Source organism: Klebsiella sp. WP3-W18-ESBL-02 (assembly GCF_014168815.1).
Taxonomy (GTDB): domain Bacteria; phylum Pseudomonadota; class Gammaproteobacteria; order Enterobacterales; family Enterobacteriaceae; genus Kluyvera; species Kluyvera ascorbata_B.
This window is the reverse complement of record NZ_AP021972.1, coordinates 3,578,771-3,601,570: the sequence shown is the minus strand read 5'-3', so window position 1 is coordinate 3,601,570 and position 22,800 is coordinate 3,578,771. Positions and strand designations below refer to the sequence as shown.

Annotated in this window: 22 protein-coding genes and 7 tRNA genes; 7 read left to right on the top strand and 22 right to left on the bottom strand. The window is 56.7% G+C overall.

Annotated features, from left to right (window positions below):
- Positions 1 to 5: 5 nt before the first annotated feature.
- Genes nadD through leuS form a run of 4 tightly spaced genes read right to left on the bottom strand, consistent with a single transcriptional unit; the run spans position 6 to position 4,858 of the window.
- Positions 6 to 665 carry a nicotinate-nucleotide adenylyltransferase gene (gene nadD / locus H7R56_RS17230; protein WP_146145691.1) on the bottom strand — a complete coding sequence of 220 codons (660 nt, stop codon included), beginning with the start codon at positions 663 to 665 and terminating at the stop codon, positions 6 to 8.
- Positions 658 to 1,689, bottom strand: coding sequence for a DNA polymerase III subunit delta (holA, locus tag H7R56_RS17225; protein WP_106924696.1), 1,032 nt, complete (start codon positions 1,687 to 1,689; stop codon positions 658 to 660). Before holA ends, nadD begins: the two co-directional genes overlap by 8 nt.
- Positions 1,689 to 2,261, bottom strand: a complete 573-nt coding sequence (gene lptE / locus H7R56_RS17220; RefSeq protein WP_106924695.1) for an LPS assembly lipoprotein LptE — start codon at positions 2,259 to 2,261, stop codon at positions 1,689 to 1,691. The genes holA and lptE overlap by 1 nt, the downstream gene beginning before the upstream one ends.
- A gap of 14 nt (positions 2,262 to 2,275) precedes the next feature.
- Complete coding sequence (leuS, locus tag H7R56_RS17215; RefSeq protein ID WP_106924694.1) at positions 2,276 to 4,858, bottom strand: leucine--tRNA ligase; 2,583 nt, start codon at positions 4,856 to 4,858, stop codon at positions 2,276 to 2,278.
- 225 nt (positions 4,859 to 5,083) lie between these two features.
- On the opposite strand from leuS, the gene H7R56_RS17210 reads away from it, so the two are divergent.
- On the top strand, positions 5,084 to 5,566 hold the full coding sequence (locus H7R56_RS17210) for a zinc ribbon-containing protein (protein WP_182928314.1): 483 nt from the start codon (positions 5,084 to 5,086) through the stop codon (positions 5,564 to 5,566).
- A gap of 95 nt (positions 5,567 to 5,661) precedes the next feature.
- Here the strand turns inward: H7R56_RS17210 and rihA are convergent, their stop codons facing one another.
- The 10 genes from rihA to miaB form a co-directional block, all read right to left on the bottom strand.
- Positions 5,662 to 6,597: a pyrimidine-specific ribonucleoside hydrolase RihA gene (gene rihA, locus H7R56_RS17205; RefSeq protein ID WP_106924692.1), complete on the bottom strand. Its 936-nt coding sequence runs from the start codon at positions 6,595 to 6,597 to the stop codon at positions 5,662 to 5,664.
- A 117-nt stretch (positions 6,598 to 6,714) separates the two neighbouring features.
- Positions 6,715 to 7,440 (bottom strand): amino acid ABC transporter ATP-binding protein, encoded by a 726-nt coding sequence (locus H7R56_RS17200; RefSeq protein WP_106924691.1) that lies wholly within the window; start codon positions 7,438 to 7,440, stop codon positions 6,715 to 6,717.
- Positions 7,440 to 8,114 carry a glutamate/aspartate ABC transporter permease GltK gene (gene gltK, locus H7R56_RS17195; RefSeq protein ID WP_106924690.1) on the bottom strand — a complete coding sequence of 225 codons (675 nt, stop codon included), beginning with the start codon at positions 8,112 to 8,114 and terminating at the stop codon, positions 7,440 to 7,442. Before gltK ends, H7R56_RS17200 begins: the two co-directional genes overlap by 1 nt.
- Positions 8,114 to 8,854 (bottom strand): amino acid ABC transporter permease, encoded by a 741-nt coding sequence (locus H7R56_RS17190; RefSeq protein WP_106924689.1) that lies wholly within the window; start codon positions 8,852 to 8,854, stop codon positions 8,114 to 8,116. Before H7R56_RS17190 ends, gltK begins: the two co-directional genes overlap by 1 nt.
- A gap of 166 nt (positions 8,855 to 9,020) precedes the next feature.
- On the bottom strand, positions 9,021 to 9,944 hold the full coding sequence (locus H7R56_RS17185) for an amino acid ABC transporter substrate-binding protein (RefSeq protein WP_106924688.1): 924 nt from the start codon (positions 9,942 to 9,944) through the stop codon (positions 9,021 to 9,023).
- A 437-nt stretch (positions 9,945 to 10,381) separates the two neighbouring features.
- Complete coding sequence (lnt, locus tag H7R56_RS17180; RefSeq protein WP_106924687.1) at positions 10,382 to 11,920, bottom strand: apolipoprotein N-acyltransferase; 1,539 nt, start codon at positions 11,918 to 11,920, stop codon at positions 10,382 to 10,384.
- A 5-nt stretch (positions 11,921 to 11,925) separates the two neighbouring features.
- Positions 11,926 to 12,804 (bottom strand): CNNM family magnesium/cobalt transport protein CorC, encoded by an 879-nt coding sequence (gene corC / locus H7R56_RS17175; RefSeq protein WP_106924808.1) that lies wholly within the window; start codon positions 12,802 to 12,804, stop codon positions 11,926 to 11,928.
- Between the two features lie 164 nt (positions 12,805 to 12,968).
- Entirely contained in the window at positions 12,969 to 13,436 is a 468-nt protein-coding gene (gene ybeY, locus H7R56_RS17170) for an rRNA maturation RNase YbeY (protein ID WP_106924686.1), read from the bottom strand.
- On the bottom strand, positions 13,433 to 14,479 hold the full coding sequence (locus tag H7R56_RS17165; protein ID WP_106924685.1) for a PhoH family protein: 1,047 nt from the start codon (positions 14,477 to 14,479) through the stop codon (positions 13,433 to 13,435). Before H7R56_RS17165 ends, ybeY begins: the two co-directional genes overlap by 4 nt.
- 153 nt (positions 14,480 to 14,632) lie before the next feature.
- Complete coding sequence (gene miaB / locus H7R56_RS17160) at positions 14,633 to 16,057, bottom strand: tRNA (N6-isopentenyl adenosine(37)-C2)-methylthiotransferase MiaB (RefSeq protein WP_106924684.1); 1,425 nt, start codon at positions 16,055 to 16,057, stop codon at positions 14,633 to 14,635.
- A 149-nt stretch (positions 16,058 to 16,206) separates the two neighbouring features.
- Here miaB and ubiF point away from each other — a divergent pair, with 149 nt between their 5' ends.
- Positions 16,207 to 17,382 carry a 3-demethoxyubiquinol 3-hydroxylase gene (gene ubiF / locus H7R56_RS17155; protein ID WP_106924807.1) on the top strand — a complete coding sequence of 392 codons (1,176 nt, stop codon included), beginning with the start codon at positions 16,207 to 16,209 and terminating at the stop codon, positions 17,380 to 17,382.
- A gap of 135 nt (positions 17,383 to 17,517) precedes the next feature.
- Here ubiF and H7R56_RS17150 read toward each other — a convergent pair.
- From H7R56_RS17150 to H7R56_RS17115, 8 genes are all read right to left on the bottom strand, one after another.
- Positions 17,518 to 17,592: transfer RNA gene (locus tag H7R56_RS17150), tRNA-Gln, on the bottom strand.
- A gap of 36 nt (positions 17,593 to 17,628) precedes the next feature.
- Positions 17,629 to 17,703, bottom strand: a tRNA-Gln gene (locus H7R56_RS17145).
- Positions 17,704 to 17,748: 45 nt separating this feature from the next.
- A tRNA-Met gene (locus H7R56_RS17140) sits at positions 17,749 to 17,825 on the bottom strand.
- Between the two features lie 18 nt (positions 17,826 to 17,843).
- Positions 17,844 to 17,918: transfer RNA gene (locus H7R56_RS17135), tRNA-Gln, on the bottom strand.
- Between the two features lie 36 nt (positions 17,919 to 17,954).
- Positions 17,955 to 18,029 (bottom strand) — tRNA-Gln (locus H7R56_RS17130).
- A gap of 23 nt (positions 18,030 to 18,052) precedes the next feature.
- Positions 18,053 to 18,137: transfer RNA gene (locus H7R56_RS17125), tRNA-Leu, on the bottom strand.
- An 8-nt stretch (positions 18,138 to 18,145) separates the two neighbouring features.
- A tRNA-Met gene (locus tag H7R56_RS17120) sits at positions 18,146 to 18,222 on the bottom strand.
- Positions 18,223 to 18,421: 199 nt separating this feature from the next.
- On the bottom strand, positions 18,422 to 18,787 hold the full coding sequence (locus H7R56_RS17115) for a hypothetical protein (RefSeq protein ID WP_106924683.1): 366 nt from the start codon (positions 18,785 to 18,787) through the stop codon (positions 18,422 to 18,424).
- A 206-nt stretch (positions 18,788 to 18,993) separates the two neighbouring features.
- Between H7R56_RS17115 and H7R56_RS17110 the strand changes: the two genes are divergently transcribed.
- The 5 genes from H7R56_RS17110 to H7R56_RS17090 are packed head-to-tail and all read left to right on the top strand — an operon-like array spanning position 18,994 to position 22,700.
- Positions 18,994 to 19,320, top strand: a complete 327-nt coding sequence (locus tag H7R56_RS17110; protein WP_106924682.1) for an HMA2 domain-containing protein — start codon at positions 18,994 to 18,996, stop codon at positions 19,318 to 19,320.
- Between the two features lie 19 nt (positions 19,321 to 19,339).
- Entirely contained in the window at positions 19,340 to 20,035 is a 696-nt protein-coding gene (locus tag H7R56_RS17105) for a YtxH domain-containing protein (RefSeq protein WP_106924681.1), read from the top strand.
- On the top strand, positions 20,019 to 20,330 hold the full coding sequence (locus H7R56_RS17100; RefSeq protein WP_106924680.1) for a hypothetical protein: 312 nt from the start codon (positions 20,019 to 20,021) through the stop codon (positions 20,328 to 20,330). Before H7R56_RS17105 ends, H7R56_RS17100 begins: the two co-directional genes overlap by 17 nt.
- Complete coding sequence (locus tag H7R56_RS17095) at positions 20,317 to 20,619, top strand: YtxH domain-containing protein (protein ID WP_223878902.1); 303 nt, start codon at positions 20,317 to 20,319, stop codon at positions 20,617 to 20,619. Before H7R56_RS17100 ends, H7R56_RS17095 begins: the two co-directional genes overlap by 14 nt.
- Positions 20,616 to 22,700 carry a heavy metal translocating P-type ATPase gene (locus H7R56_RS17090; protein WP_106924679.1) on the top strand — a complete coding sequence of 695 codons (2,085 nt, stop codon included), beginning with the start codon at positions 20,616 to 20,618 and terminating at the stop codon, positions 22,698 to 22,700. Before H7R56_RS17095 ends, H7R56_RS17090 begins: the two co-directional genes overlap by 4 nt.
- Positions 22,701 to 22,800: the final 100 nt, after the last annotated feature.

Here is a 22,800-nt window from a genome sequence, read left to right as displayed (position 1 = left end):
CAGGCCTAAGCGCCGTGGTGGTACAACCCCTGCTGCATAATATAGTTGAGCACCGGTTCTGGCATCATTTCGTCGCAAGACTCACCGCGCTCCAGGCGCTCGCGAATCAACGTCGCGGAGACGTCGAACCAGGGCGTTTCGGCGAGGAAAATTTTACCCGCGGGCTGATTGTGCAGGTCTTCAATATTGCTGGTAAGGTGACGATCCAGCCAGTCCTGATGCTCTTCCTGCTGCATAGTCAGCGGGTAGCCCGGGCGACGCGTCACCAGCAGGTGTACGTGCTCGAGAATCGTTTCATAGCGGTGCCAGCTAGGGAAGGTGAGCAGCGAGTCCTGTCCGATAATAAAGGCCAGCGGCTTATCCGCGCCCTGTTCCGCACGCCACTCCTGTAGGGTGTCGGCAGTAAACGACGGCGTATCGCGACGCAGCTCGCGTTCGTCGAGTACGAATAGCGGCTTATCGGCAATCGCCAGCTCAACCATTAATTTACGCTGTTCGCTGGTGGCTTCCGGCTGTGGGCGATGCGGCGGCACGTTGTTGGGCATAATGATCACCCGCGAAAGACCAATCTGGTTAGCCAGAATCTCAACCGGCTTCAGGTGGCCGTAGTGGATGGGATCGAAGGTCCCGCCGAAAAGCGCCTGTAGTTTTGCCATATCATCCATCGATAAATACGTCGGCTAGCGCTTTGTGACAAAGCAGCAGCGACAAACTTTCCAGCTCAGCCCAAATGGACTGACCGTAATCTTGTTTCAGCGTCAGCTCGGCACGGCTGAGCAGGGTGACCGCCTGGCGCAGCTGCGGGCCGATCAGACGGTTGAGCGCTTCGCCGACCATCCCCCGACGGTTTTGCCAGACGCGGTGTTTATCAAACAGCGAACGCAGTGGCGTATGCGCGCTCTGGCGCTTCAGCGTGACCAGCAGCAGCAGTTCACGCTGGACGGTGCGCAGCAGGATCACCGGCTCGCTGCCTTCGAGACGCAGCTGTTGCAGAATATGCAGCGCGCGTTTGCTCTTGCCGGCCAGCAGGGCGTCGACCCAGTGGAACGGCGTAAAGTGCGCGGCATCGTTGACCGCCTGTTCGACGCGCGGCAGCGTCAGCTTGCCGTCAGGCCACAGCAGTGACAGACGTTCCAGCGCCTGGGCCAGCGCCAGCAGGTTGCCCTCGTAGCAGTAGCACAGTAGCTGACTGGCGGGTTCATCAAGCTGGAGGTTGCTCTGCTTTGCACGGTTAGCCAGCCAGCGCGGTAGCTGGGCCGGTTCCGGCGTCTGGCAGCTGATCTGCACGGCGCGGCTGGCCAGCGCCTTGATCCAGGCGGCATTTTCCTGTGATTTGGTCAGTTTATTGCCGCGCACGATCAGCAGCAGATCGTCATGCAGCAGGCTGACCAGCGTTGACAGCTGTTCGTTGATGGCCGCATTCGGACCGTTTTCTGGCAGCAGCAGCAGCAGCGTCTGGCGACTGGCAAACAGGCTCATTGCCTGGCATAGCGAGAAGATCTCGTTCCAGTCGGTGCTGGCGTCCAGCGTGAATGTATGATGTTCGGTAAAGCCTTCGTTCACGCAGGCGTGGCGTATCGCATCCTGGCTTTCCTGAAGAAAAAGGGGGTCGTTACCGAGCAGGAGATACGCCGCGCGCAGCCCTTCAGAGAGCTGCGCGCGGAGTTGTTCTGAGTACAGCCGAATCATCAGTTACCCAGAGTAGTTGAAACACGAGAGCCGTTCGACGGCGTGACGGCCGCCTCGTCTTTACTCTCTTTCACATCGGCGATGTGAACGCTTGGCAGCTTACGAATCAGCTGCTCGGCGGCCTTCTGGTACATCTCCTGAATGATCATGCTTTGCTCGTTGTCTTTTGCCAACGCCTGCTGCGGGTTGTCAAAGAACGAACGGTACACTTTGGTGGCGATCGGGAAGATATCCTGACCCGGGATCAGCACCGAAGCGTTGACCGTCATGACCATTTGATATTCTGCCGTCTGGCCGTTTTGGAATACCGATGCCGTGTCCTGAGAGAGGCTAACGCCGCCCAGACGCAAAGACGGTACGTCCTGACGAAGCGTGCCCTTATCAAGCACCGTAATGCCATTGCTTCTCAGCTGTTCGCGCACCGCGCGGCTCAGCGGGCCGTTCGGATCGCCGGACTGCAGGATCAATGTTTTCATTTCATCCGGCACCTGCGTGGTACTACGCAGATGCCAGCCGCACCCGGCGGTGACCAGCACCGCCAAAGATAACAACAATGTTGTCAGATATCGCACGCTTCCTCCCGCGCTTAGCCTACGACCAGGTTAAGCAGTTTACCCGGTACGTAGATGACTTTACGTACGGTAACGCCTTCAAGGTATTTCGCCACCAGGGGTTCCTGGCCTGCGCGTTCACGCACCTGCTCTTCGGTCGCATCGACCGCGACGGTGATTTTACCGCGCACTTTACCGTTGACCTGTACGACGACCAGCGTGGTGTTTTCAACCATCGCGTTCTCGTCGGCAACCGGCCACGGCGCGTTATCGATATCACCTTCGCCGCCCAGTTCCTGCCACAGCGTGAAGCTCACGTGCGGAGTGAACGGGTTGAGCATGCGCACGACAGCCAGCAGCGCTTCCTGCATCAGCGCTCTGTCCTGCGCGTCTTCCATCGGCGCTTTCGCCAGTTTGTTCATCAGCTCCATGATTGCCGCAATCGCGGTGTTGAAGGTCTGACGACGGCCGATATCATCGGTGACTTTGGCGATGGTTTTATGGACATCACGACGCAGCGCCTGCTGATCTTCGTTCAGCGCATCAACGTTGATGGCTGCCACTGGGCCACGAGCGGTGTGCTCGTAAACCAGTTTCCAGACACGTTTCAGGAAGCGGTTCGCCCCTTCAACGCCGGATTCCTGCCATTCCAGGGTCATGTCAGCCGGAGAGGCAAACATCATGAACAGACGTACGGTGTCGGCGCCGTAGCGTTCAACCATAACCTGCGGGTCGATGCCGTTGTTTTTGGACTTGGACATCTTGCTCATGCCGGTATACACCAGCTCATGGCCCGCCGCGTCTTTCGCCTTCACGATACGGCCTTTTTCGTCGCGCTCAACGATGGCGTCAACCGGGGAAACCCAGTTACGTTCGCCGTTTGCGCCCACGTAGTAGAAGGCATCTGCCAGCACCATGCCCTGACACAGCAGCTGTTTAGCCGGCTCGTCAGAGTTGACCAGGCCTGCATCGCGCATCAGTTTGTGGAAGAAGCGGAAGTAGAGCAGGTGCATGATGGCGTGTTCGATACCGCCAATGTAGATATCAACCGGCAGCCAGTAGTTAGCGGCTTTGGAATCCAGCATGCCTTCCTGATACTGCGGGCAGGTGTAGCGCGCGTAGTACCATGATGATTCCATAAAGGTATCGAAGGTGTCGGTTTCACGCAGCGCAGGCATACCGTTAACGGTGGTTTTCGCCCACTCCGGATCGGCTTTGATCGGGCTGGTGATACCGTCCATGACCACGTCTTCCGGCAGAATCACCGGCAGCTGATCTTCTGGCGTTGGCAGCACGGTGCCGTCTTCCAGCGTCACCATCGGGATCGGTGCGCCCCAGTAACGCTGGCGGGAAACGCCCCAGTCGCGCAGACGGTAGTTAACTTTGCGCTCGCCCACGCCTTTTGCTGCCAGTTTGTCGGCAATGGCGTTAAAGGCATCTTCAAAGGCCAGACCGTCGAATTCACCGGAGTTAAACAGCACGCCTTTTTCGGTCAGCGCCTGTTCAGACAGATCCGGCTCGCTGCCGTCAGCGGCCAGGATAACCGGCTTGATGGTCAGGCCGTATTTGGTGGCAAATTCGTAGTCGCGCTGGTCGTGACCCGGAACGGCCATCACCGCGCCGGTGCCATACTCCATCAGCACGAAGTTGGCAGCCCATACCGGAATCTCTTCGCCGGTCAGCGGGTGAACGGCTTTAAAGCCGGTGTCGACGCCTTTTTTCTCCATGGTCGCCATATCGGCTTCGGCCACTTTGGTGTTGCGGCATTCGTCGATAAAAGCAGCCAGCGCGGGGTTAGTCGCAGCGGCTTTCTGCGCCAGCGGGTGACCTGCAGCTACTGCCAGGTAGGTTGCGCCCATGAAGGTGTCTGGACGGGTGGTGTAAACGGTCAGCGTATTGTCGTAACCGGTCACGTCGAAGGTGATTTCTACGCCTTCAGAACGCCCGATCCAGTTGCGCTGCATCGTTTTCACGGTGTCAGGCCAGTGATCAAGGTTATCCAGGTCGCGCAGCAGTTCGTCAGCGTAAGCGGTGATTTTGATAAACCACTGTGGGATCTCTTTACGCTCAACTTTGGTATCGCAACGCCAGCAGCAGCCGTCGATAACCTGTTCGTTGGCCAGGACGGTCTGGTCGTTCGGACACCAGTTCACCGCAGACGTTTTCTTGTACACCAGGCCTTTTTTATACAGCTCGGTGAAGAATTTCTGTTCCCAGCGGTAGTATTCCGGGGTACAGGTTGCCAGCTCGCGACTCCAGTCGTAACCAAAGCCCAGCATTTTGAGCTGGTTTTTCATGTACGCGATGTTGTCGTAGGTCCACGGCGCCGGGGCGGTGTTGTTTTTGACCGCGGCACCTTCAGCCGGCAGGCCGAACGCATCCCAGCCGATAGGCTGCAGGACGTTTTTGCCCAGCATGCGCTGATAGCGAGCGATAACGTCGCCGATGGTGTAGTTACGGACGTGGCCCATGTGTAGTCGACCAGAAGGATAGGGAAGCATCGACAGGCAGTAATACTTCTCTTTGCTCTCGTCTTCAGTAACTTCAAATGTGCGCTTCTCATCCCAGTGAAGCTGGACTTTCGATTCTATCTCTTCCGGGCGGTATTGCTCTTGCATGGCAGCCAGTAATCCTGTTTTCAATGCAGCTACAAATGTAGCCAGTAGATGTGGTATTTCAGATCCGCATAGCATAGCCCAAACGTGCACGTCAAAACAGCCTTTAGCACGTTAAGCCGATGAAAAGCTCAAGGCATAATTTACGCACTCTGTGGCAAAGCTGACAAAGCGAAAGAGAAATAACGGCTACTATTAGAATAGGTTAACTGGCTGGGAGAGGAAACAATGAACAAGGTTGCTCAAATTTACCGTGAACTGGTCGCTACGCTGAGTGAACGTTTACGTAACGGCGAACGTGATATCGACGCGCTGGTGGATCAGGCGCGGGCGAAAATCGCGCAAACCAGCGAGTTAACGCGCGGCGAAATCGACGAGCTGCTGCGCGCCGTCCGTCGGGATCTGGAAGAGTTTGCGATGAGCTACGGCGAAAGCCAGGAAGACGAGTCCGACAGCGTCTTCCTGCGGGTAATTAAAGAGAGTATCTGGCAGGAGCTGGCGGATATTACCGATAAAACGCAGCTGGAGTGGCGTGAGGTGTTTCAGGATTTAAGCCATCACGGTGTCTACCACAGCGGTGAGGTGGTGGGGCTGGGCAATCTGGTGTGCGAGAAGTGCCACTTCCACCTGGCGGTGTATACGCCGGACGTGCTGCCGAGGTGCCCGAAGTGCGGGCATGACCAGTTCCAGCGCAGGCCGTTTGAGCCGTAGTTAACGGTGCCGGATGGCGACGCGATGCGTCTTATCCGGCCTACACGTTTGTGTGAGATGCAGGCCGGATAAGCGTTAGCGCCATCCGGCATCACTCAGGCGTAAAATTTTAGTCGTTCTGCCAGCAGGTCAACAAACGCCTGCCGGTCAACGTCTACCATCACCGCGGCATTTGGCTTATTCCCCGTCAGGAAGTAATAATCCACCACCGTCATTCCTTGGGTATATTTCCCCTGCGTTTCCACGCCAACCCAACGTTCTACGGTAGTGAATATTTCCGGCTTCAGCAGCCAGGCGATGGTGCAGGGGTCATGCAGCGGCGCGCCGACAAAGCCCCATTTCTCATCTTTGTGGTACTCAAGGAAGAAATCCAGCAGCTCCGCGACAATTGTCGCTACCGGGTTGCCAATGGCGCGAAAACGCTCGGTGTCTTCAGCGTGGATCTGCGCTTTATGCGTCACATCCAGGCCCGCCATCATGACCGGAATACCGGACTGGAAGACGATTTCTGCCGCTTCCGGATCAACGTAAATATTGAACTCGGCGGCGGGCGTCCAGTTGCCCAGGCTCATTGCGCCGCCCATGATCACAATACGGGTGATTTTCGCCCGCAGCTCCGGGTGCGAGTTCAGCAACAGCGCGACGTTGGTCTGCGGCCCGGTGGAGACAATGGTCACCGGTTCCGGGCTCTCGCGCAGGGTTTTCGCCATCAGTTCTACGGCAGTGCAGCTTTGCGGGGCAAATGCCGGCTCCGGCAGCGCCGGGCCATCAAGGCCGCTTTCACCGTGGACGTTATCGGCAATAATGAGTTCGCGCATCAGCGGCTTCACCGCGCCGCCCGCCACCGGGATATCCGGGCGTTTCAGTAATGTCAGCATGCGCAGAACGTTACGCAGGGTTTTCTCCGGCGTCTGGTTACCGGCGGAAGAGGTGATGGCTTTCACCTCCAGCTCGGGGGAGGCGAGGGCGAGCACGATAGCGATCGCGTCATCATGACCTGGGTCGCAGTCCAGAATAATTGGCAGTGCCATAGCGGCTCCTTGTTCGCGTTATTTTGTGACAAGGGTAAGGCCTGCTAATGGAATGAACGAGAGGGTAAGCGTTAAAGCGTGATGCAGCGCGCACTCTGCCGAGTGCGCGCGGGAAGGTTAGTGCAGAATTTTCGCAAGGAAGTCTTTGGCGCGGTCCGATTTCGGGTTGGCGAAGAAGGCCTCTTTTTCGGCATCTTCAACGATCTTACCTTCGTCCATAAAGATCACCCTGTTGGCCACTTTGCGCGCAAAGCCCATTTCGTGGGTCACCACCATCATGGTCATGCCTTCATGCGCCAGCTCAACCATGACATCCAGCACTTCGTTGATCATTTCAGGATCGAGCGCGGAGGTGGGTTCGTCAAACAGCATGGCGACCGGATCCATACACAGCGCGCGGGCGATCGCCACGCGCTGCTGCTGACCGCCGGAAAGCTGCGCTGGAAACTTGTTGGCGTGCGCGGAAAGACCGACGCGCTCAAGCAGCTTTAAGCCCTTTTCGCGGGCGGCCGCTTTATCTCGCTTCAGCACCTTAACCTGCGCCAGAGTGAGGTTCTCAATAATCGACAGGTGCGGGAACAGCTCGAAGTGCTGGAATACCATGCCGACGTGAGAGCGCAGCTTTGCCAGATTGGTTTTCTTGTCGTTCACCTTGGTGCCGTTGACAAGAATTTCCCCTTGTTGCACGGGTTCCAGACCGTTGACGGTTTTGATAAGCGTGGATTTGCCGGAGCCGGACGGCCCGCACACCACCACCACTTCGCCTTTTTTTACTTCCGTGGAGCAGTCGGTCAACACCTGAAAGTGACCATACCATTTAGAGACGTTTTTCAGGGTAATCATTATACGGTCCTTTTCTTCAAGTAGCTGACCAGCAGCGAGGCGCTAAGACTAATCACAAAATAAACAAAACCAGCAAACAGAATCATTTCTACCTGGGTACCGTCACGTTCGCCGATAGTTGAGGCGGTACGGAAGAAGTCTGCGAGGCTTAACACGTATACCAGCGAGGTATCCTGGAACAGCACGATCCCCTGAGTCAGCAGCAGCGGCACCATGGCACGGAAGGCCTGCGGCAGAATGATAAGCTTCATCGACTGCCAGTGGGTCATCCCCAGCGCCAGCGCAGCGCTGGACTGGCCGCGTGAAATACTCTGGATACCGGCGCGGATAATCTCGGAGTAATAGGCGGCTTCGAACATCGAGAACGCCACCATTGCCGAGATCAGGCGAATATCGCTTTTCGGTGACAGCCCCAGTACGTTTTGCAGGAAACCGGGCACAATCAGGTAGAACCACAGCAGCACCATCACCAGCGGGACGGAGCGGAACACGTTGACGTAGGCTTTGGCAAACCAGGCAATCGGCTTGAAGGATGACAGGCGCATGACCGCCAGCAGCGTCCCCCAGACGATACCGATAACAATTGCCGTAACGGTAATTTTGAGCGTGACGACCAGACCTGCAATCAGGTAGGGCATCGACGGAACGATAGAACTCCAGTCAAATTCGTACATTATTTACCCCCCAGGTTGCCGGGCAGGCGGATTTTCCGTTCTACCACAGCCATCACTAACATAATGACCGCGTTAATCAGCACGTATGCCAGGGTAATCGCCGTAAAGGATTCCCAGGCGTGCGCGGAATAGTCCAGCAGCTTGCCGGCCTGTGCCGCCATATCGACCAGACCGATGGTGGAGGCGATGGCTGAGTTCTTCACCAGGTTCATCATCTCTGAGGTCATCGGTGGCACGATCACGCGATAGGCGTTCGGCAGCAGCACGTAGCGATAGGTTTGCGGCAGCGTAAGCCCCATCGCCAGCCCGGCGTTTTTTTGCCCGCGCGGCAGCGACTGAATTGCCGCACGCACCTGCTCACAAACGCGCGCGGCGGTGAACAGACCCAGGCAAATCATTGAGGAGAGGAAGAACTGAATGTTTGGATCCAGCTCGGATTTAAACCACATGCCGAGGTTTTCCGGCAGCAGCTCCGGCACCACAAGGTACCAGGTAAAGAACTGCACGATCAGCGGCACGTTGCGGAACAATTCGACGTAGCAGGTGCCGATACCCGATAAGAACCGGTTAGGCACGGTACGCAAAATGCCGAACAGCGAGCCGACGAGAAACGCGATAATCCAGGCGGTGATAGAGAGCGCGACGGTGACCTGGAAACCGCTCCAGAGCCAGCCGAGATAGGTGGTGTTGCCGAAAGGGGCCTGTTGTAAAAAGATGCCCCAGTTCCAGTCTATTGACATAATAAACTCCAGAAAAAAAAGGGTAGCAGTACGACCTGCTACCCTCGAAGATTGTTGAACAGCGTTTTGCGGTATTCAGGCCAGGTGGGGAACGACCACCTGACGTATAGTCTGTCCGTGCTGAACCACAATCGAGAGGGCAGATTTTTCCGCCCCATATTTTTTATTAGTTAAGCGCTTTATCGTTTGGCGTTTTGAACAGCGTTTTCATCTCTTCCGAGAGCTCAAAGTTCATGTTCAGATTTTTAGGCGGAATCGGGTTCTTAAACCACTTATCAAACCACTTGGTGGCTTCGCCGGAGGTCTGCGCCTGGGCGATAGTATCGTCCATCAGCTTTTTAAACTCAGGGTCATCTTTGCGCAGCATACAGCCATAGGCTTCCTGGGACTGCGGTTTGCCGACAATTTCCCAGTTGTCCGGTTTCTTGGCTTTCGCTCGTTCGCCGGCCAGCAGCGCGTCATCCATCATAAAGGCTACCGCACGGCCGCTTTCCAGGGTGCGGAAAGAGTCGCCGTGGTCTTTGGCGCTAATGATGCGCATATTCATTTTCTGCTCGTCGTTCAGCTTGTGCAGCAGAACTTCGGAGGTGGTTCCGGAGGTCACCACTACCGCTTTGTCTTTCAGATCCGGGAAGTCTTTAATCGGACCGCCTTTTTTCACCAGCAGGCGGGTGCCGACGACGAAGATGGTGTCAGAGAAGGCGGCCTGCTTCTGGCGCTCGAGGTTGTTGGTGGTTGAGCCACACTCGAAGTCAAACGTGCCGTTTTGCAGCAGCGGAATACGGTTTTGAGAGGTAATTGGAATCAGCTTCACGTCCAGCTTCGGGTTGTTCAGCTTTTTCTTTACCGCTTCAACGATGGCGTTGGAATAGTCCTGAGAGTAACCGACCACTTTCTGCTGGTTATCGTAATAGGAGAACGGCACGGATGATTCGCGGTGACCCACGACGATAACGCCGTTTTTCGCGATTTTTTCCAGAGTCGATTGCTGCTGTGCGGCATCGGCGGCTGGCTTTGCGTCTTCAGCATGTGCCAGACCGGCGGTAACACCCATGACCAGCATGGCAGCGGCCAGTTTACGTAATTGCATATCCAACTCCTTTATCCTCTGCATCGGTAAGGATGCATTGATACCCATTGTGAATGTTGTGTTGTTATCACTGCGTCTTTAGCGTGCAGCGTTATCTGTGTTTGTTAGCATTTAGTTTGGCTTAATGTAAAGATTTTGCTGCGTTATTGTTTATTTTTGCGAAGCACACCGCACCGCTTTGAGGCAATAATCGCCGTTTGCACAAAAATGGTGCTACCGGCGGCGTGTCGTGGTGCAACCCAGTTGCCCCTGGCGGTGATATGCAGCTTCTTGATTATATAAAGCAATTGGCGTGCCAGAATGGGGCTTGGAAGAGGAAGTGCTGGTGGGGAAAATCGCGTAGGCCTGATAAGCGTAGCGCCATCAGGCCCGATGCAGCGCGACTGCCGGATGGCGGCGTACCGCCTTATCCGGCCTACATTCGATAGTGCAATACTTTATTTGCGACGTTGACGCAGGCTCATCACCAGGGCGCCAAAACCGAACAGCGCGGTAATCAGCCATAGCGTCCAATCACCGGTGCGCGCATACGGCGTCAGGCCGGCGGTTGGCGTCACCTTGGTGGTCAGTACCTGACGGGTGAACTGCGGGATCATATCCTGAATTTCACCGCGCGGGCCAATCACTGCCGTAATGCCGTTGTTGGTGCTGCGCAGCAGCGGGCGCGCCAGCTCCAGCGCGCGCATCCGCGCCATCTGGAAGTGCTGCCACGGGCCGATGGACTTACCGAACCACGCGTCGTTGGAGATAGTCAGCAGGAAGTTGGTGTCCGGGCGGAAGTTGTCGCGTACCTGCTGGCCGAGAATGATCTCGTAGCAGATCGCCGCAGTCAGCTTCAGATTATGCGCCTGCAGCTGCGGTTGAATGTACGGCCCGCGGCTGAAGGAGGACATCGGCAGGTCAAAGAACGGCGCCAGCGGGCGCAGAATTGATTCCAGCGGCACAAACTCACCAAACGGCACCAGATGGTTTTTGTTATAGCGGTTGCTGGATTCATAGCTGTACGGGCTGTCTTTGCCCAGCGTGATGATGGTGTTATAGGTGTCGTAGCGATTCTGCTTATTAAGGCGTGAGTCGACGATACCGGTAATCAGCGTGCTGTCTTTGGCGCGCAGTAAATCGTCCATCATGCTGAGGAAGCGCTGCTGGTTGATTTCCAGATCCGGAATTGCCGACTCCGGCCAGATAATCAGCTGCGATTTGCCCATCACCTGCTCGGTGGCGTCGAGGTAGACTTTCAGGGTATTCAGCAGCTGGTTTTCGTCCCACTTCAGCGCCTGAGGGATGTCGCCCTGTACCAGCGAAACCTGGGTCGTTTTGTCGGTTTGCAGGGTATACCACTGGATATAGCGCAGCGGGAAGGGCAGTGCGAACAGAATGACGCCAGCCGCCAGCGGACGCCAGTTGCGGGTAACCAGCGCCAGCGCCAGCAGGCCGCTCACCGCCATCAGCAGGAAGTTAATCGCGCCGACGCCCATCACCGGCGCCAGTCCTTTCAATGGGCCGTCAATCTGGCTGTAGCCAAACTGTAGCCATGGGAAGCCGGTGAGCACCCAGCCGCGCAGGAACTCGGTAAGCTGCCAGACCACCGGGGCGGCGATTGCCATGCGCACCCAGTTTGTCTTCGGCCATAAGCGCGACAAAATACCGGCAAAAAGCCCGGTATAGAGCGAGAGATAGGCGGCCAGCAGCACCACAAGAAAGACGTTAACCGGGCCGGGCATACCGCCGAACTGCGCAATACTCACGTAAACCCAGTTGATACCGGAGCCAAACAGGCCGAAGCCCCAGGCATAACCGATAGCGGCCGCCTGCACCGGGCGACGGTTGAGCGTCAGCCCTTGCAGGCCCATCAGCGATATTATCGCCGCTGGCCAGATGTCATAAGGAGAAAAAGCCAGCGTACCGCTGGCTCCGAAAAGTAGCGCCAGCAGCAGGCGAATGCGCTGGCGTTCAAGCAATGAGGCAAATGCCATGGAGATTATTCGTCCAGTTTCGGTTGGGGGGAATCGTCCGGAATCTTAACATGAACCTGAATAATACGACGGCTGTCGGCCATCGCCACCTTAAACTGGTAACCATCGATGTCGATAGTTTCCCCGCGCGCCGGCAGATGACCGAAAGCCTGCATGACCAGACCGCCGATGGTATCGACCTCTTCATCGCTGAAGTGAGTGCTGAAGGCATCGTTAAAGTCTTCGATCGACGCCAGCGCACGCACCGTCCAGGTGTGGCGGCTCAGCTGACGGAAGTCGATATCGTCTTCTTCGTCATACTCGTCTTCAATCTCGCCGACGATAAGCTCCAGAATATCTTCGATAGTCACCAGGCCCGAAACGCCGCCAAATTCATCGATAACGATAGCCATATGGTAGCGCTGGGAGCGGAACTCCTTGAGCATCCGGTCAACCCGTTTGCTTTCCGGTACGACAACCGCGGTGCGTAACACTTTATCCATGCTGAAGGCTTCGGCATCGCTGCGCATAAACGGCAGCAGATCTTTCGCCATCAGAATCCCTTCAATGTGATCTTTGTCCTCGCTGATGACCGGGAAGCGCGAGTGGGCGGACTCGATGATCACATCGAGACATTCGTCCAGCGTTTGGTTGCGTTTCAGGGTGATCATTTGGGAGCGAGGGATCATGATGTCGCGGACGCGCTGGTCGGCGATATCCATTACCCCTTCGAGCATGTCGCGCGTATCTTCATCGATAAGCTCGTTTTGCCCGGAATCACGGATCAGCGCCAGAAGATCGTCACGGTTTTTCGGTTCACCGTGGAAAAGCTGGCTGAGTAAGAGGGAGAAAAATCCCTTTTTGCTGTGTACTGTGTCACTACTGTGTGAATTGTCGTCGCTCATGGCGTCGTGTGGGTTCTCATGTTGATTTAACTGTCGCTCGCCGCGCGTAAACTCAGCGCCGGACGGCATGTATATTCGCTCTGTAGGCCGGATAAGCGCGGCGCCATCCGGCACAATGCCGGATGGCGGCCAGGCCTTATCAGGCCTACAGTTTATCGAAATGTTTATTCTTTCTCGGAAATGTACGGATCCTCATAGCCCAGAGCAAGCATTATCTCTGTCTCAAGGCTTTCCATCTCTTCCGCTTCGTCATCTTCAATATGGTCATAGCCCAGCAAATGCAGACTGCCGTGGACAACCATATGCGCCCAGTGGGCATCCAGTGGTTTTTCCTGCTCTGCGGCTTCCTGCTCAACCACCTGACGGCAGATGATCAGATCGCCCAGCAGCGGCATCTCCATTCCCGGCGGTGCTTCAAATGGGAATGACAGCACGTTGGTTGGCTTATCCTTGCCGCGATAGGTGAGGTTCAGCTCGTGGCTTTCGGCTTCATCCACCAGGCGAATCGTGACTTCCGATTCTTCCTGAAACTGCGGGATAACCGCATCCAGCCATGTCTGAAACTGACTTTCTTCTGGCAGACCGGTGTTGTTTTCACAGGCCAACTGGAGATCGAGGATCACCTGACTCATTTCTGCTCCTGCGCCTGAGCTTCGCGTTTACGTTCTGCGGCCTGCTCGGCTTTACGTTTTTGATCGGCTTCTTCCCACGCTTCATAGGCGTTCACAATGCGGGCAACCACCGGGTGGCGCACCACGTCTTCGCTGTGGAAGAAGTTAAAGCTGATTTCATCGACTTCGGCCAGCACTTCGATAGCGTGGCGCAGGCCGGATTTGGTGCTGCGCGGCAGGTCAATCTGGGTGACGTCGCCGGTAATGACCGCTTTGGAGTTAAAGCCGATACGGGTCAGGAACATCTTCATCTGTTCGATGGTGGTGTTCTGGCTCTCATCGAGAATGATAAAGGCATCGTTCAGCGTACGCCCACGCATGTAGGCCAGCGGAGCCACTTCAATCACGTTGCGCTCCATCAGTTTCTCAACCTTCTCGAAGCCGAGCATTTCGAACAGCGCGTCATACAGCGGGCGCAGATACGGGTCGACTTTCTGGCTCAGATCGCCCGGCAGGAAGCCCAGTTTCTCACCGGCCTCAACCGCCGGACGGGTCAGCAGAATGCGGCGAATCTCCTGACGCTCCAGCGCATCAACGGCGGCGGCGACGGCAAGGTAGGTTTTACCGGTACCCGCAGGGCCTACGCCGAAGGTGATGTCGTGGTCAAGAATATGGGCGATGTACTGCGCCTGGTTTGGCGTACGTGGTTTAATCACGCCACGTTTGGTTTTGATATTGATAGCTTTGCCGTACTCCGGCACGCTCTCCGCGCTTTGTTCCAGCACGCGGGCTTCTTTTATCGCCAGGTGAATCTGTTCCGGCTCAATGTCCTGAATCTGGCCGCGCATCGGCGCGGTGTCCACATACAGGCTGCGCAGAATGTCGGCAGCGGCGGTCACGCAAATGGCGCGCCCCGTCAGTTTGAAATGGTTATCGCGGCGGTTGATCTCGATGCCCAGTCGTCGCTCCAGCTGTTTGATGTTGTCGTCAAACGGGCCGCACAGGCTCAGCAGACGGGCATTGTCTGCGGGCTCCAGGGTAATTTCGCGAGTGTCTATGTTCAAACTGTTCCTCTTATGTCTGTATAGCCGCAGGACAAGCGTCTTTGGCTCGTAAAGGAATTATTCACGCCGCAGCGGAAAGGCGCAAGCATTGCGATAAATATGGGGATAGCAGGAGGAAATACAAGGCCCGCCAGAACGGACGGGCCATGAATATTACGGCTGGTAGATTCCAACGCCCAGGTCGCTCTCTTTGCGGGTGCGGGCAATGACCGACTCCGGAGATTCCACCACGCGCAGGCCCATCTCATCTTCGGTCCGTACCAGCTTACCGCGTAGCGAGTTGGTGTAAACGTCGATAATTTCGACGTCCACGAACTTGCCGACCATATCCGGGGTGCCTTCAAAGTTCACCACGCGGTTGTTTTCGGTGCGGCCGGTCAGCTCCATGATGCTCTTACGCGACGTGCCTTCCACCAGAATGCGCTGAACGGTGCCGAGCATGCGGCGGCTCCAGGCCATCGCCTGCTGATTGATGCGTTCTTGCAGGATGTACAGACGCTGCTTTTTCTCTTCCTCCGGCACGTCGTCAACCATATCGGCTGCCGGTGTTCCCGGACGGGCGGAGAACACAAAGCTGAAGCTCACGTCGAAGTTGACGTCGGCAATCAGCTTCATGGTCTGTTCGAAGTCTTGCGTGGTTTCGCCCGGGAAGCCGACGATGAAGTCGGAGCTAATCTGAATATCCGGGCGTGCGGCGCGCAGCTTACGAATAATCGACTTATATTCCAGCGCGGTATGCGGGCGGCCCATCATCGTCAGCACGCGGTCGGAACCGCTCTGAATCGGCAGATGCAGGAAGCTGACCAGCTCTGGCGTATCGCGATAGACGTCAATAATGTCGTCGGTAAACTCGATCGGGTGGCTGGTGGTGAAACGCACGCGGTCAATCCCGTCAATGGCGGCGACGAGGCGCAGCAGCTCGGCAAACGAGCCGGTGGTGCCGTCGTAGTTCTCACCGCGCCAGGCATTCACGTTCTGGCCAAGCAGGTTGACTTCGCGCACGCCCTGCGCCGCCAGTTGGGCTATCTCAAACAGGATATCGTCGCACGGACGGCTGACTTCTTCGCCGCGGGTGTACGGCACCACGCAGTAGGTACAGTATTTGTTGCAGCCTTCCATGATGGAGACGAATGCGGTTGGGCCTTCGGCGCGCGGTTCAGGCAGACGGTCGAATTTTTCGATTTCCGGGAAGCTGACATCAATAACCGGTCGGCGGTTATTGCGAACGGCATCGATCATTTCCGGCAGGCGATGCAGGGTTTGTGGCCCAAAAATAATGTCGACGTAGTGTGCGCGTTGGCGAATGAGCTTGCCTTCCTGAGACGCGACGCAGCCGCCAACGCCAATGATCACCTTTGGATTTTTTGCTTTGATTAATTTCCAGCGGCCCAGTTGGTGGAAGACTTTCTCCTGCGCTTTCTCACGAATTGAGCAGGTGTTAAGCAGTAATACATCGGCTTCTGCTGCGTTTTCAGTCAGTTGATACCCATGTGTGGCATCCAGCAGATCGGCCATCTTTGATGAATCGTACTCGTTCATCTGACAGCCCCAGGTTTTAATATGGAGTTTTTTTGTCATCGACTTGCTCTTGCTCAATTATGAATAGCCAACATTGCAGGGCGCGTATTGTAATGCTTTGGCGCGGTTGTGACCAGCCTGGCGGATATTCGCCGCAAAAGGCAAAAGTCCGGTAAACTGAAGGGATTCGGCTTTAAGGATAATAAATGATGACAATTCTACACGCTGACGTTGCCATTATTGGCGGCGGGATGGTCGGAGGGGCGCTGGCGCTGGCGCTGGCACAGAATGGTTTTTCGGTGACGGTACTCGACAAAGCCCCGCCGGTGGCCTTTGAGCCCACCGCGCAGCCAGACGTGCGCATTTCGGCCATTAGTGCGGCTTCGGTACAGCTTTTACGCAGCCTTGGCGTCTGGGATGCGGTGCTGGCAATGCGCGCGCATCCGTGGCGACGCCTGGAAACCTGGGAGTGGGAGACCGCGCATGTGGTCTTCGATGCTGCCGAGCTTAAGCTGCCGAATCTTGGCTATATGGTTGAAAACAATGTCCTGCAGCTGGCGCTGTGGCAGGCGCTGGAGGCGCACCCGCAGGTGACGCTGCTGCACGGCAGCGCATTACGCGCCATGCAGGCTCAGGACGCCGTTCATCGACTCCATCTGCAGGACGGCACAAATATTGAGGCCCGGCTGGTGGTGGGGGCCGACGGCGCGCTTTCGCAGGTGCGGCAGATGGCGGGCATTGGCGTGCAGGGGTGGCAGTATCCGCAGTCCTGTATGCTGATTACCGTGCAGTCCGAAAACGAACCTGGCGACAGCACATGGCAGCAGTTTACGCCTACCGGGCCGCGCGCTTTTTTACCGCTCTACGATAGCTGGGCCTCGCTGGTGTGGTACGACACGCCCGCCCGTATTCGTCAACTGCAGGCGATGTCGATGGGGCAGCTGCAGCGGGAAATCAGCGCGCATTTTCCTCCGCGTTTAGGCAAGGTGACGCCGGTAGCGGCAGGGGCATTTCCGCTTACCCGACGCCATGCGCTGCAGTATGTGCAGCCGGGACTGGTGCTGGTGGGGGATGCGGCGCATACCATCCATCCGCTGGCCGGGCAGGGCGTTAACCTCGGCTATCGCGATGTCGACGCGCTGCTGGACGTACTGGCGAACGCGCGCAGCGTGGGCGAAGATTGGGCCAGCCTGCCGGTGCTAAGGCGCTATCAGTCGCGTCGTAAGATCGATAACCTGCTGATGCAGAGTGGGATGGATCTATTCTACGCCGGCTTTAGCAACGATCTTGGTCCGCTGCGCATTTTGCGCAATGTGGGGCTCATGGCGGCCCAACGTGCGGGGGTTTTGAAACGTCAGGCGCTGAAGTATGCGTTAGGGTTGTAGGCCGGATAAAGCAGAGCCGTCATCCGGCATCTTGCACCGCAGTGTCTGATGACGCTTTGCTTATCAGGCCTGCGGCACGCTGGATTCGGGATGGGACAAAAACAAAAAAAGCTCGCCGAAGCGAGCTTTTGAATTTGGCTGGGGTACGAGGATTCGAACCTCGGAATGCCGGAATCAGAATCCGGTGCCTTACCGCTTGGCGATACCCCAACGGGTGCGCTCACCGAAGTGAACGACTTTTTAAATTGGCTGGGGTACGAGGATTCGAACCTCGGAATGCCGGAATCAGAATCCGGTGCCTTACCGCTTGGCGATACCCCAACAAATTGTTTTCGGATAATCGGGTAAACCCAATGCTCCTGAATATGGTGGCTACGACGGGATTCGAACCTGTGACCCCATCATTATGAGTGATGTGCTCTAACCAACTGAGCTACGTAGCCAAATTTTCTTTTCTTCGATGGCTGGGGTACCTGGATTCGAACCAGGGAATGCCGGTATCAAAAACCGGTGCCTTACCGCTTGGCGATACCCCAATACCGTCGCGGCGATCCGCAAATATCGAAGAAATATGGCTGGGGTACCTGGATTCGAACCAGGGAATGCCGGTATCAAAAACCGGTGCCTTACCGCTTGGCGATACCCCATCCGTGCAACGCTTATTGGTGAATGGTGCGGGAGGCGAGACTTGAACTCGCACACCTTGCGGCGCCAGAACCTAAATCTGGTGCGTCTACCAATTTCGCCACTCCCGCAAAAAAGATGGTGGCTACGACGGGATTCGAACCTGTGACCCCATCATTATGAGTGATGTGCTCTAACCAACTGAGCTACGTAGCCATCTTTTTTTCGCGTTACCTTATCGGCGTTGCGGGGCGCATTATGCGTATTGAGTTCTGGACCGTCAACATCTTTTTCAATGAAATTCACCGGAATGTGACTGTTTGGTTAGGTTGCGAACAGCATGACGCATTATTCGGCAATTATTGGCTATTTACCGTTATACCCGACCTTCACATTGCCCCGGCTGCGCGCTGGATTATCGGGTTAACACGCTCACAATCGAAACCACAGGACCACCGACTGTACGCTTTAATGCGCCAAAAGCCAGCGTTTTAAGCAGATGTCCGGCGCCGACGCGCAGGCTGTTCTCGATATAGCTTTTATCTTTCTGGCTGCTTAGCCACTGGGCTTGTTCCAGTTCACTCAGGAGTGCGCTCGCGGAGATACGTGAGGGATCGAAACTGACCGCCACTGAACCGGCGTACAAACGATGAACGACATCAAGGATCCCATCACGGGCGCGCAGCGAGTCCACCAGGCGCGTGACGTCCTGGGGATGGCGCTGGATCCAGCTGGAACGGATACGAATGCGATTGGGGGTCTGGTGCAGGTAAGGAGTCATAGCCGCCGCCTGTTTATTTTTAAAGTGGTAATGAGAGTAATTTATATTTGCATTAACACCCTGTCCAGCACTCCCCGCACGTCTTGCCAAAATGAAAGCCGAATAGCCTTTTGATACACCGCAAAAGAAGGGCGATTAGCGCTGTCTGGCGCGCGGCATCTGTGATTTGATTCATATCACCTATAAATATCAGGGTATTAAATGATATGCCTGTCGAATCCTTTAGCGACTTACTTACGCTGCGCCGCTTTGTCGAAGTGGCACACCATATACCCGGGCGTTTACGCCTGCGATTTTCCAATAAGCTCATCGCCAGCCTTAGCCAGGGCAAGCTCAAACAGCTGGATGCTTATTGCCATCCTGAAGGGTACCTCCGGCGATATCAGATCAATAGCGAAACCGGCTCGATCGTCCTTGAGTACGATGCCGCCGCCATTCGCCCACAAATTCTTAATCAACTCTTCGGCAGCGACGGTGAGCAGGCACAGCAGGCGCTGGCTCAGCTCGCATCCATCCTTGAACCTTCTCACTAAATGATAAAGGACAGCCATCATGAGCTCGAATGACAACAATACGCAGCAAGTTCCACCGGTAGGTTACTATCCTCCGTACGGCTACCCTTGGTATCCGTATCCACCGATGCCGCAGGGGATGGCCTGGCCGCAGAATGGTCAGATGCCAGCGCAACCGCCGGTTCCCCCACAACCGCAAATGCAGATGCCGCCGCAAATGGCGATGGGCTTTCCGCCGATGGGCTTCCCTCCGACTCCGCAGGGCGTGCCGCCGCAGTTTGCTCACCCACATCACCACCATCACCATCATGCAGCGCAGCAGGGCGTTGACTGGAGCCAGTACGCGCAGAGCGTTGTTGACGGCGCGATGGGCGAACAGGCGGGCCTGCTGAAAAATATTATCAGCACCGTCGGTATGGACGACAAAGAGTTCTGGAAAGGGGCAATGGTAGGCGCCGCCGTGACGCTGCTGCTGACCAACGATTCCGTGCGGGGCATGCTGATGCAGACGCTGGCCGGTGCAGGCGACATGCTGAAGGCCGGTACCAGTAAAGTGAAAGATGGCGTGAAAAACGGATCGGAAACGATTAAAGAAACCGCCACCTCCAGTGCGGCTATTTTCCGCGACACCATGAAAGCGGGAAAAGACGGTTTTCAGGAATCCGTAGAGCGCCATCGCCAGCCGACCGCTATGCCGTTTGAAGATGAGGATGCCGCGGATGAGCAACAATCCTGATCGCGATAAACGGGTCAGCCGCGCCGTTGTTGCCGGTGCGCTGGTCGGTGGAAGCGCCGCCTGCCTGCGGGAATGGCAGCGCTACCAGCAGAACGAGCAGACGTTAAACGAAGCGGCTTGCGCAGTGATGAAAGAGACGGCGAAAGCCAGCCTTATTAGCGGCACGGTCATGGCGATTGCTGACAGCAATAAGGCGCGTCCCCTGCAGTCTGTACTGACCATTATTGGCGTCGGCGCAGCGTCACTTTACCTGATGGATGCGATAGCCAAGCGAGGAAACAATGAATCAGCCTGAATACCTTTACAACCCTTACACCGGCATGTGGGAGCCGAATCCTGCCGCAGCGCCTGTACGCACATCGGCCGCCAATAATGGCCGTAACCATTTGATTACCGGACTGGTTGCCGGTGCGGCGATTACGTGGCTACTGACTAATCGTAACGTGCAGCAAGGCATTACCAATACGGCAACCAAGGCCTGGGGCACCGTGCGCGGTGAGATGGAAGAACTGAAAGAACGCGTTGCCGATCTGCAGGCCGAGCTGGATTACTATCGTAGCCAGAATAAGGATGATATCGCGTGAGTGCATCAGGCGAACGCGTGACGATCGTTCACCAGTTGCCCGGGCGCCTGCGACTGCGGGTCTTTGCGCTGACCGATTATCCGCAGGCCGCTGGCTGGCTTAAGCAGCAAATCCTCGGATTGCCGGGCGTCAGCGGGGTGCGCATCCGCCCTTCGGCGCGCAGTGCGGTGATCCACTGGGATGGCGAGCGCACGACGGCGGCGGCGATTGTGGCGGCGGTGACCGCGCTGGACTGGCAGTCGGCAGACGACAGCGAGCTGGAGGCAGAATACTGCGGTGGCGATAACCTGCTCAATCTGGCTGGACTGGCATTGACGCAGGCGCTGCCGCCCCGCTGGGCTCGTGTGCCTGCGGCGCTGCTGACGGCGCCGACAATTCTGGAAGGCGCGCAGACGCTGAGCCAGGGTCAGTTGAAGGTTGAAGTGCTTGATGCGCTTGCGCTCAGCCTCTCAATGCTGCGGGGAGACAGTCGAACCGCGATGTTGACGCAGTCGCTGCTGACGCTAGGCGAATACATGGAGCAGGAAACCAGCCGTCATTCTGACGCGCTGTTAGCCGATCTGATGCAGCCTCGTGAGCACCCGGTCTGGGTTGAGCGCGACGGCGAGAGCGTAGAGATCAACAGCAGCGAGCTGGTCGCGGGTGATGTGATGCTGCTGGGGCCGGGCGACAGCATTCCGGCTGACGGTACGGTAGTGCGCGGCGTGGCGCAGGTGAACCAGGCATCGATGACCGGTGAAAGCGTACCGGTACGTCGTGAGCACGGTTCCTGGGTCTATGCGGGCACGCAGATTCAGGAAGGTAACGTGGCTATTACGGCGGAGCAGGTGGGGGAATCTTCCTCAACGGCGCATATCCGGCGTTTTATTCGCGATTCCCTGACTCAGCGTAGCGAAACTCAGCGGGTCACTCAGCAGATGGCGGATCGCCGCGTGGCGATTACCCTCGGGGTAGGGGCTGCCGTCTTCGCGATGACGCGCAGCTGGCAGCGACTGGCCTCGGTTTTCCTGGTCGACTACTCCTGCGCGCTGAAGCTCAGTACGCCGATTGCGTTTAAATCGATCATGTATCGTGCCGCCCAGAGCGGTCTGCTGCTGAAAGGCGGACGCGCCATTGAGAAGCTCGCGGAAGTTGATACGGTGGTGTTCGATAAAACCGGCACGTTGACCCATGACCAAATGCAGGTCACGGATGTGATCAGCTTTGACGATCGGCTGGTACAGGCAAAACGGCTGTTGGCGATTGCCGCCTCGGTGGAAGAACACAGCAATCATCCGCTGGCTCATGCCGTGGTGGCGGCGGCTGAGCACCATGAGCTGCCGCATATTCCGCACGGAGAAGTGGAGTATGTGATTGCTCACGGCCTGCTGTGTTCGCTGGAGGAACACCAGATGGTGATCGGCAGCCGTCACTTCCTGGAAAGCCACTATGCGATTGATTTCTCACCTTATGAAGGAGAAATTAATGCGCTGGCAAATCAGGGGAGGCATCTGCTGTTTATCGGCTTCGATAACCAACTGGTGGGGATGATCGGTTTACAGGATCATCTACGTGAAGAAGCGGCTGATGTCATCGCGCAACTGAAGGCAACCGGTATCCGTCAGGTTGTGCTGCTGACCGGCGACCGGGCTGAGAAGGCTTACCAACTGGCGGATCGCGTGGGTATTGAGCACTACGTCGCTGAAGCCACGCCGGAGAGCAAGGTTGAGGTGGTGAAGGCGCTGCAGGGCAGAGGACATAAAGTTCTGTTCGTGGGCGACGGCATCAACGATGCGCCGGTGCTGACGCAGGCCGATGTTGGCCTGGCGATGAACCAGAGCACCGAGCTCGCGCAGCAGGCGGCGGATGCCGTGCTGTTGCAGGACACCCTGCACGGCGTCGTCGCAGCGCGCCAGCTGTCACTCGAGGCGATGAAGCTGGTTAACAGCAATATTAAGCTTACCGAGTGGATTAACAGCGCGATTATGCTGGCGGCGGCGCTGGGCTGGCTGTCACCGGGCGCGAGCGCGATGCTGCATAACGGCACGACGCTGGGTGTACTGCTCAGATCGCTGGCAGCGAAGAAGGGGCGTGGAGAGTAGTTTCCCCTCACCCTAACCCTCTCCCATTGGGAGAGGGAACCGTTCGGCGCTTGAGATTTCTCGCCCCTCACACTGCACCAAAATAAAAGCCCCCCGATGT

Bases quoted from the DNA above. Each gene is read 5' to 3' on its own strand.
- nadD (WP_146145691.1), bottom strand. From the start codon at position 665: ATGGATGATATGGCAAAACTACAGGCGCTTTTCGGCGGGACCTTCGAT.
- holA (WP_106924696.1), bottom strand. From the start codon at position 1,689: ATGATTCGGCTGTACTCAGAACAACTCCGCGCGCAGCTCTCTGAAGGG.
- leuS (WP_106924694.1), bottom strand. From the start codon at position 4,858: ATGCAAGAGCAATACCGCCCGGAAGAGATAGAATCGAAAGTCCAGCTT.
- H7R56_RS17210 (WP_182928314.1), top strand. From the start codon at position 5,084: ATGAACAAGGTTGCTCAAATTTACCGTGAACTGGTCGCTACGCTGAGT.
- rihA (WP_106924692.1), bottom strand. From the start codon at position 6,597: ATGGCACTGCCAATTATTCTGGACTGCGACCCAGGTCATGATGACGCG.
- H7R56_RS17200 (WP_106924691.1), bottom strand. From the start codon at position 7,440: ATGATTACCCTGAAAAACGTCTCTAAATGGTATGGTCACTTTCAGGTG.
- gltK (WP_106924690.1), bottom strand. From the start codon at position 8,114: ATGTACGAATTTGACTGGAGTTCTATCGTTCCGTCGATGCCCTACCTG.
- H7R56_RS17190 (WP_106924689.1), bottom strand. From the start codon at position 8,854: ATGTCAATAGACTGGAACTGGGGCATCTTTTTACAACAGGCCCCTTTC.
- H7R56_RS17185 (WP_106924688.1), bottom strand. From the start codon at position 9,944: ATGCAATTACGTAAACTGGCCGCTGCCATGCTGGTCATGGGTGTTACC.
- lnt (WP_106924687.1), bottom strand. From the start codon at position 11,920: ATGGCATTTGCCTCATTGCTTGAACGCCAGCGCATTCGCCTGCTGCTG.
- corC (WP_106924808.1), bottom strand. From the start codon at position 12,804: ATGAGCGACGACAATTCACACAGTAGTGACACAGTACACAGCAAAAAG.
- ybeY (WP_106924686.1), bottom strand. From the start codon at position 13,436: ATGAGTCAGGTGATCCTCGATCTCCAGTTGGCCTGTGAAAACAACACC.
- miaB (WP_106924684.1), bottom strand. From the start codon at position 16,057: ATGACAAAAAAACTCCATATTAAAACCTGGGGCTGTCAGATGAACGAG.
- ubiF (WP_106924807.1), top strand. From the start codon at position 16,207: ATGACAATTCTACACGCTGACGTTGCCATTATTGGCGGCGGGATGGTC.
- H7R56_RS17115 (WP_106924683.1), bottom strand. From the start codon at position 18,787: ATGACTCCTTACCTGCACCAGACCCCCAATCGCATTCGTATCCGTTCC.
- H7R56_RS17110 (WP_106924682.1), top strand. From the start codon at position 18,994: ATGCCTGTCGAATCCTTTAGCGACTTACTTACGCTGCGCCGCTTTGTC.
- H7R56_RS17105 (WP_106924681.1), top strand. From the start codon at position 19,340: ATGAGCTCGAATGACAACAATACGCAGCAAGTTCCACCGGTAGGTTAC.
- H7R56_RS17100 (WP_106924680.1), top strand. From the start codon at position 20,019: ATGAGCAACAATCCTGATCGCGATAAACGGGTCAGCCGCGCCGTTGTT.
- H7R56_RS17095 (WP_223878902.1), top strand. From the start codon at position 20,317: ATGAATCAGCCTGAATACCTTTACAACCCTTACACCGGCATGTGGGAG.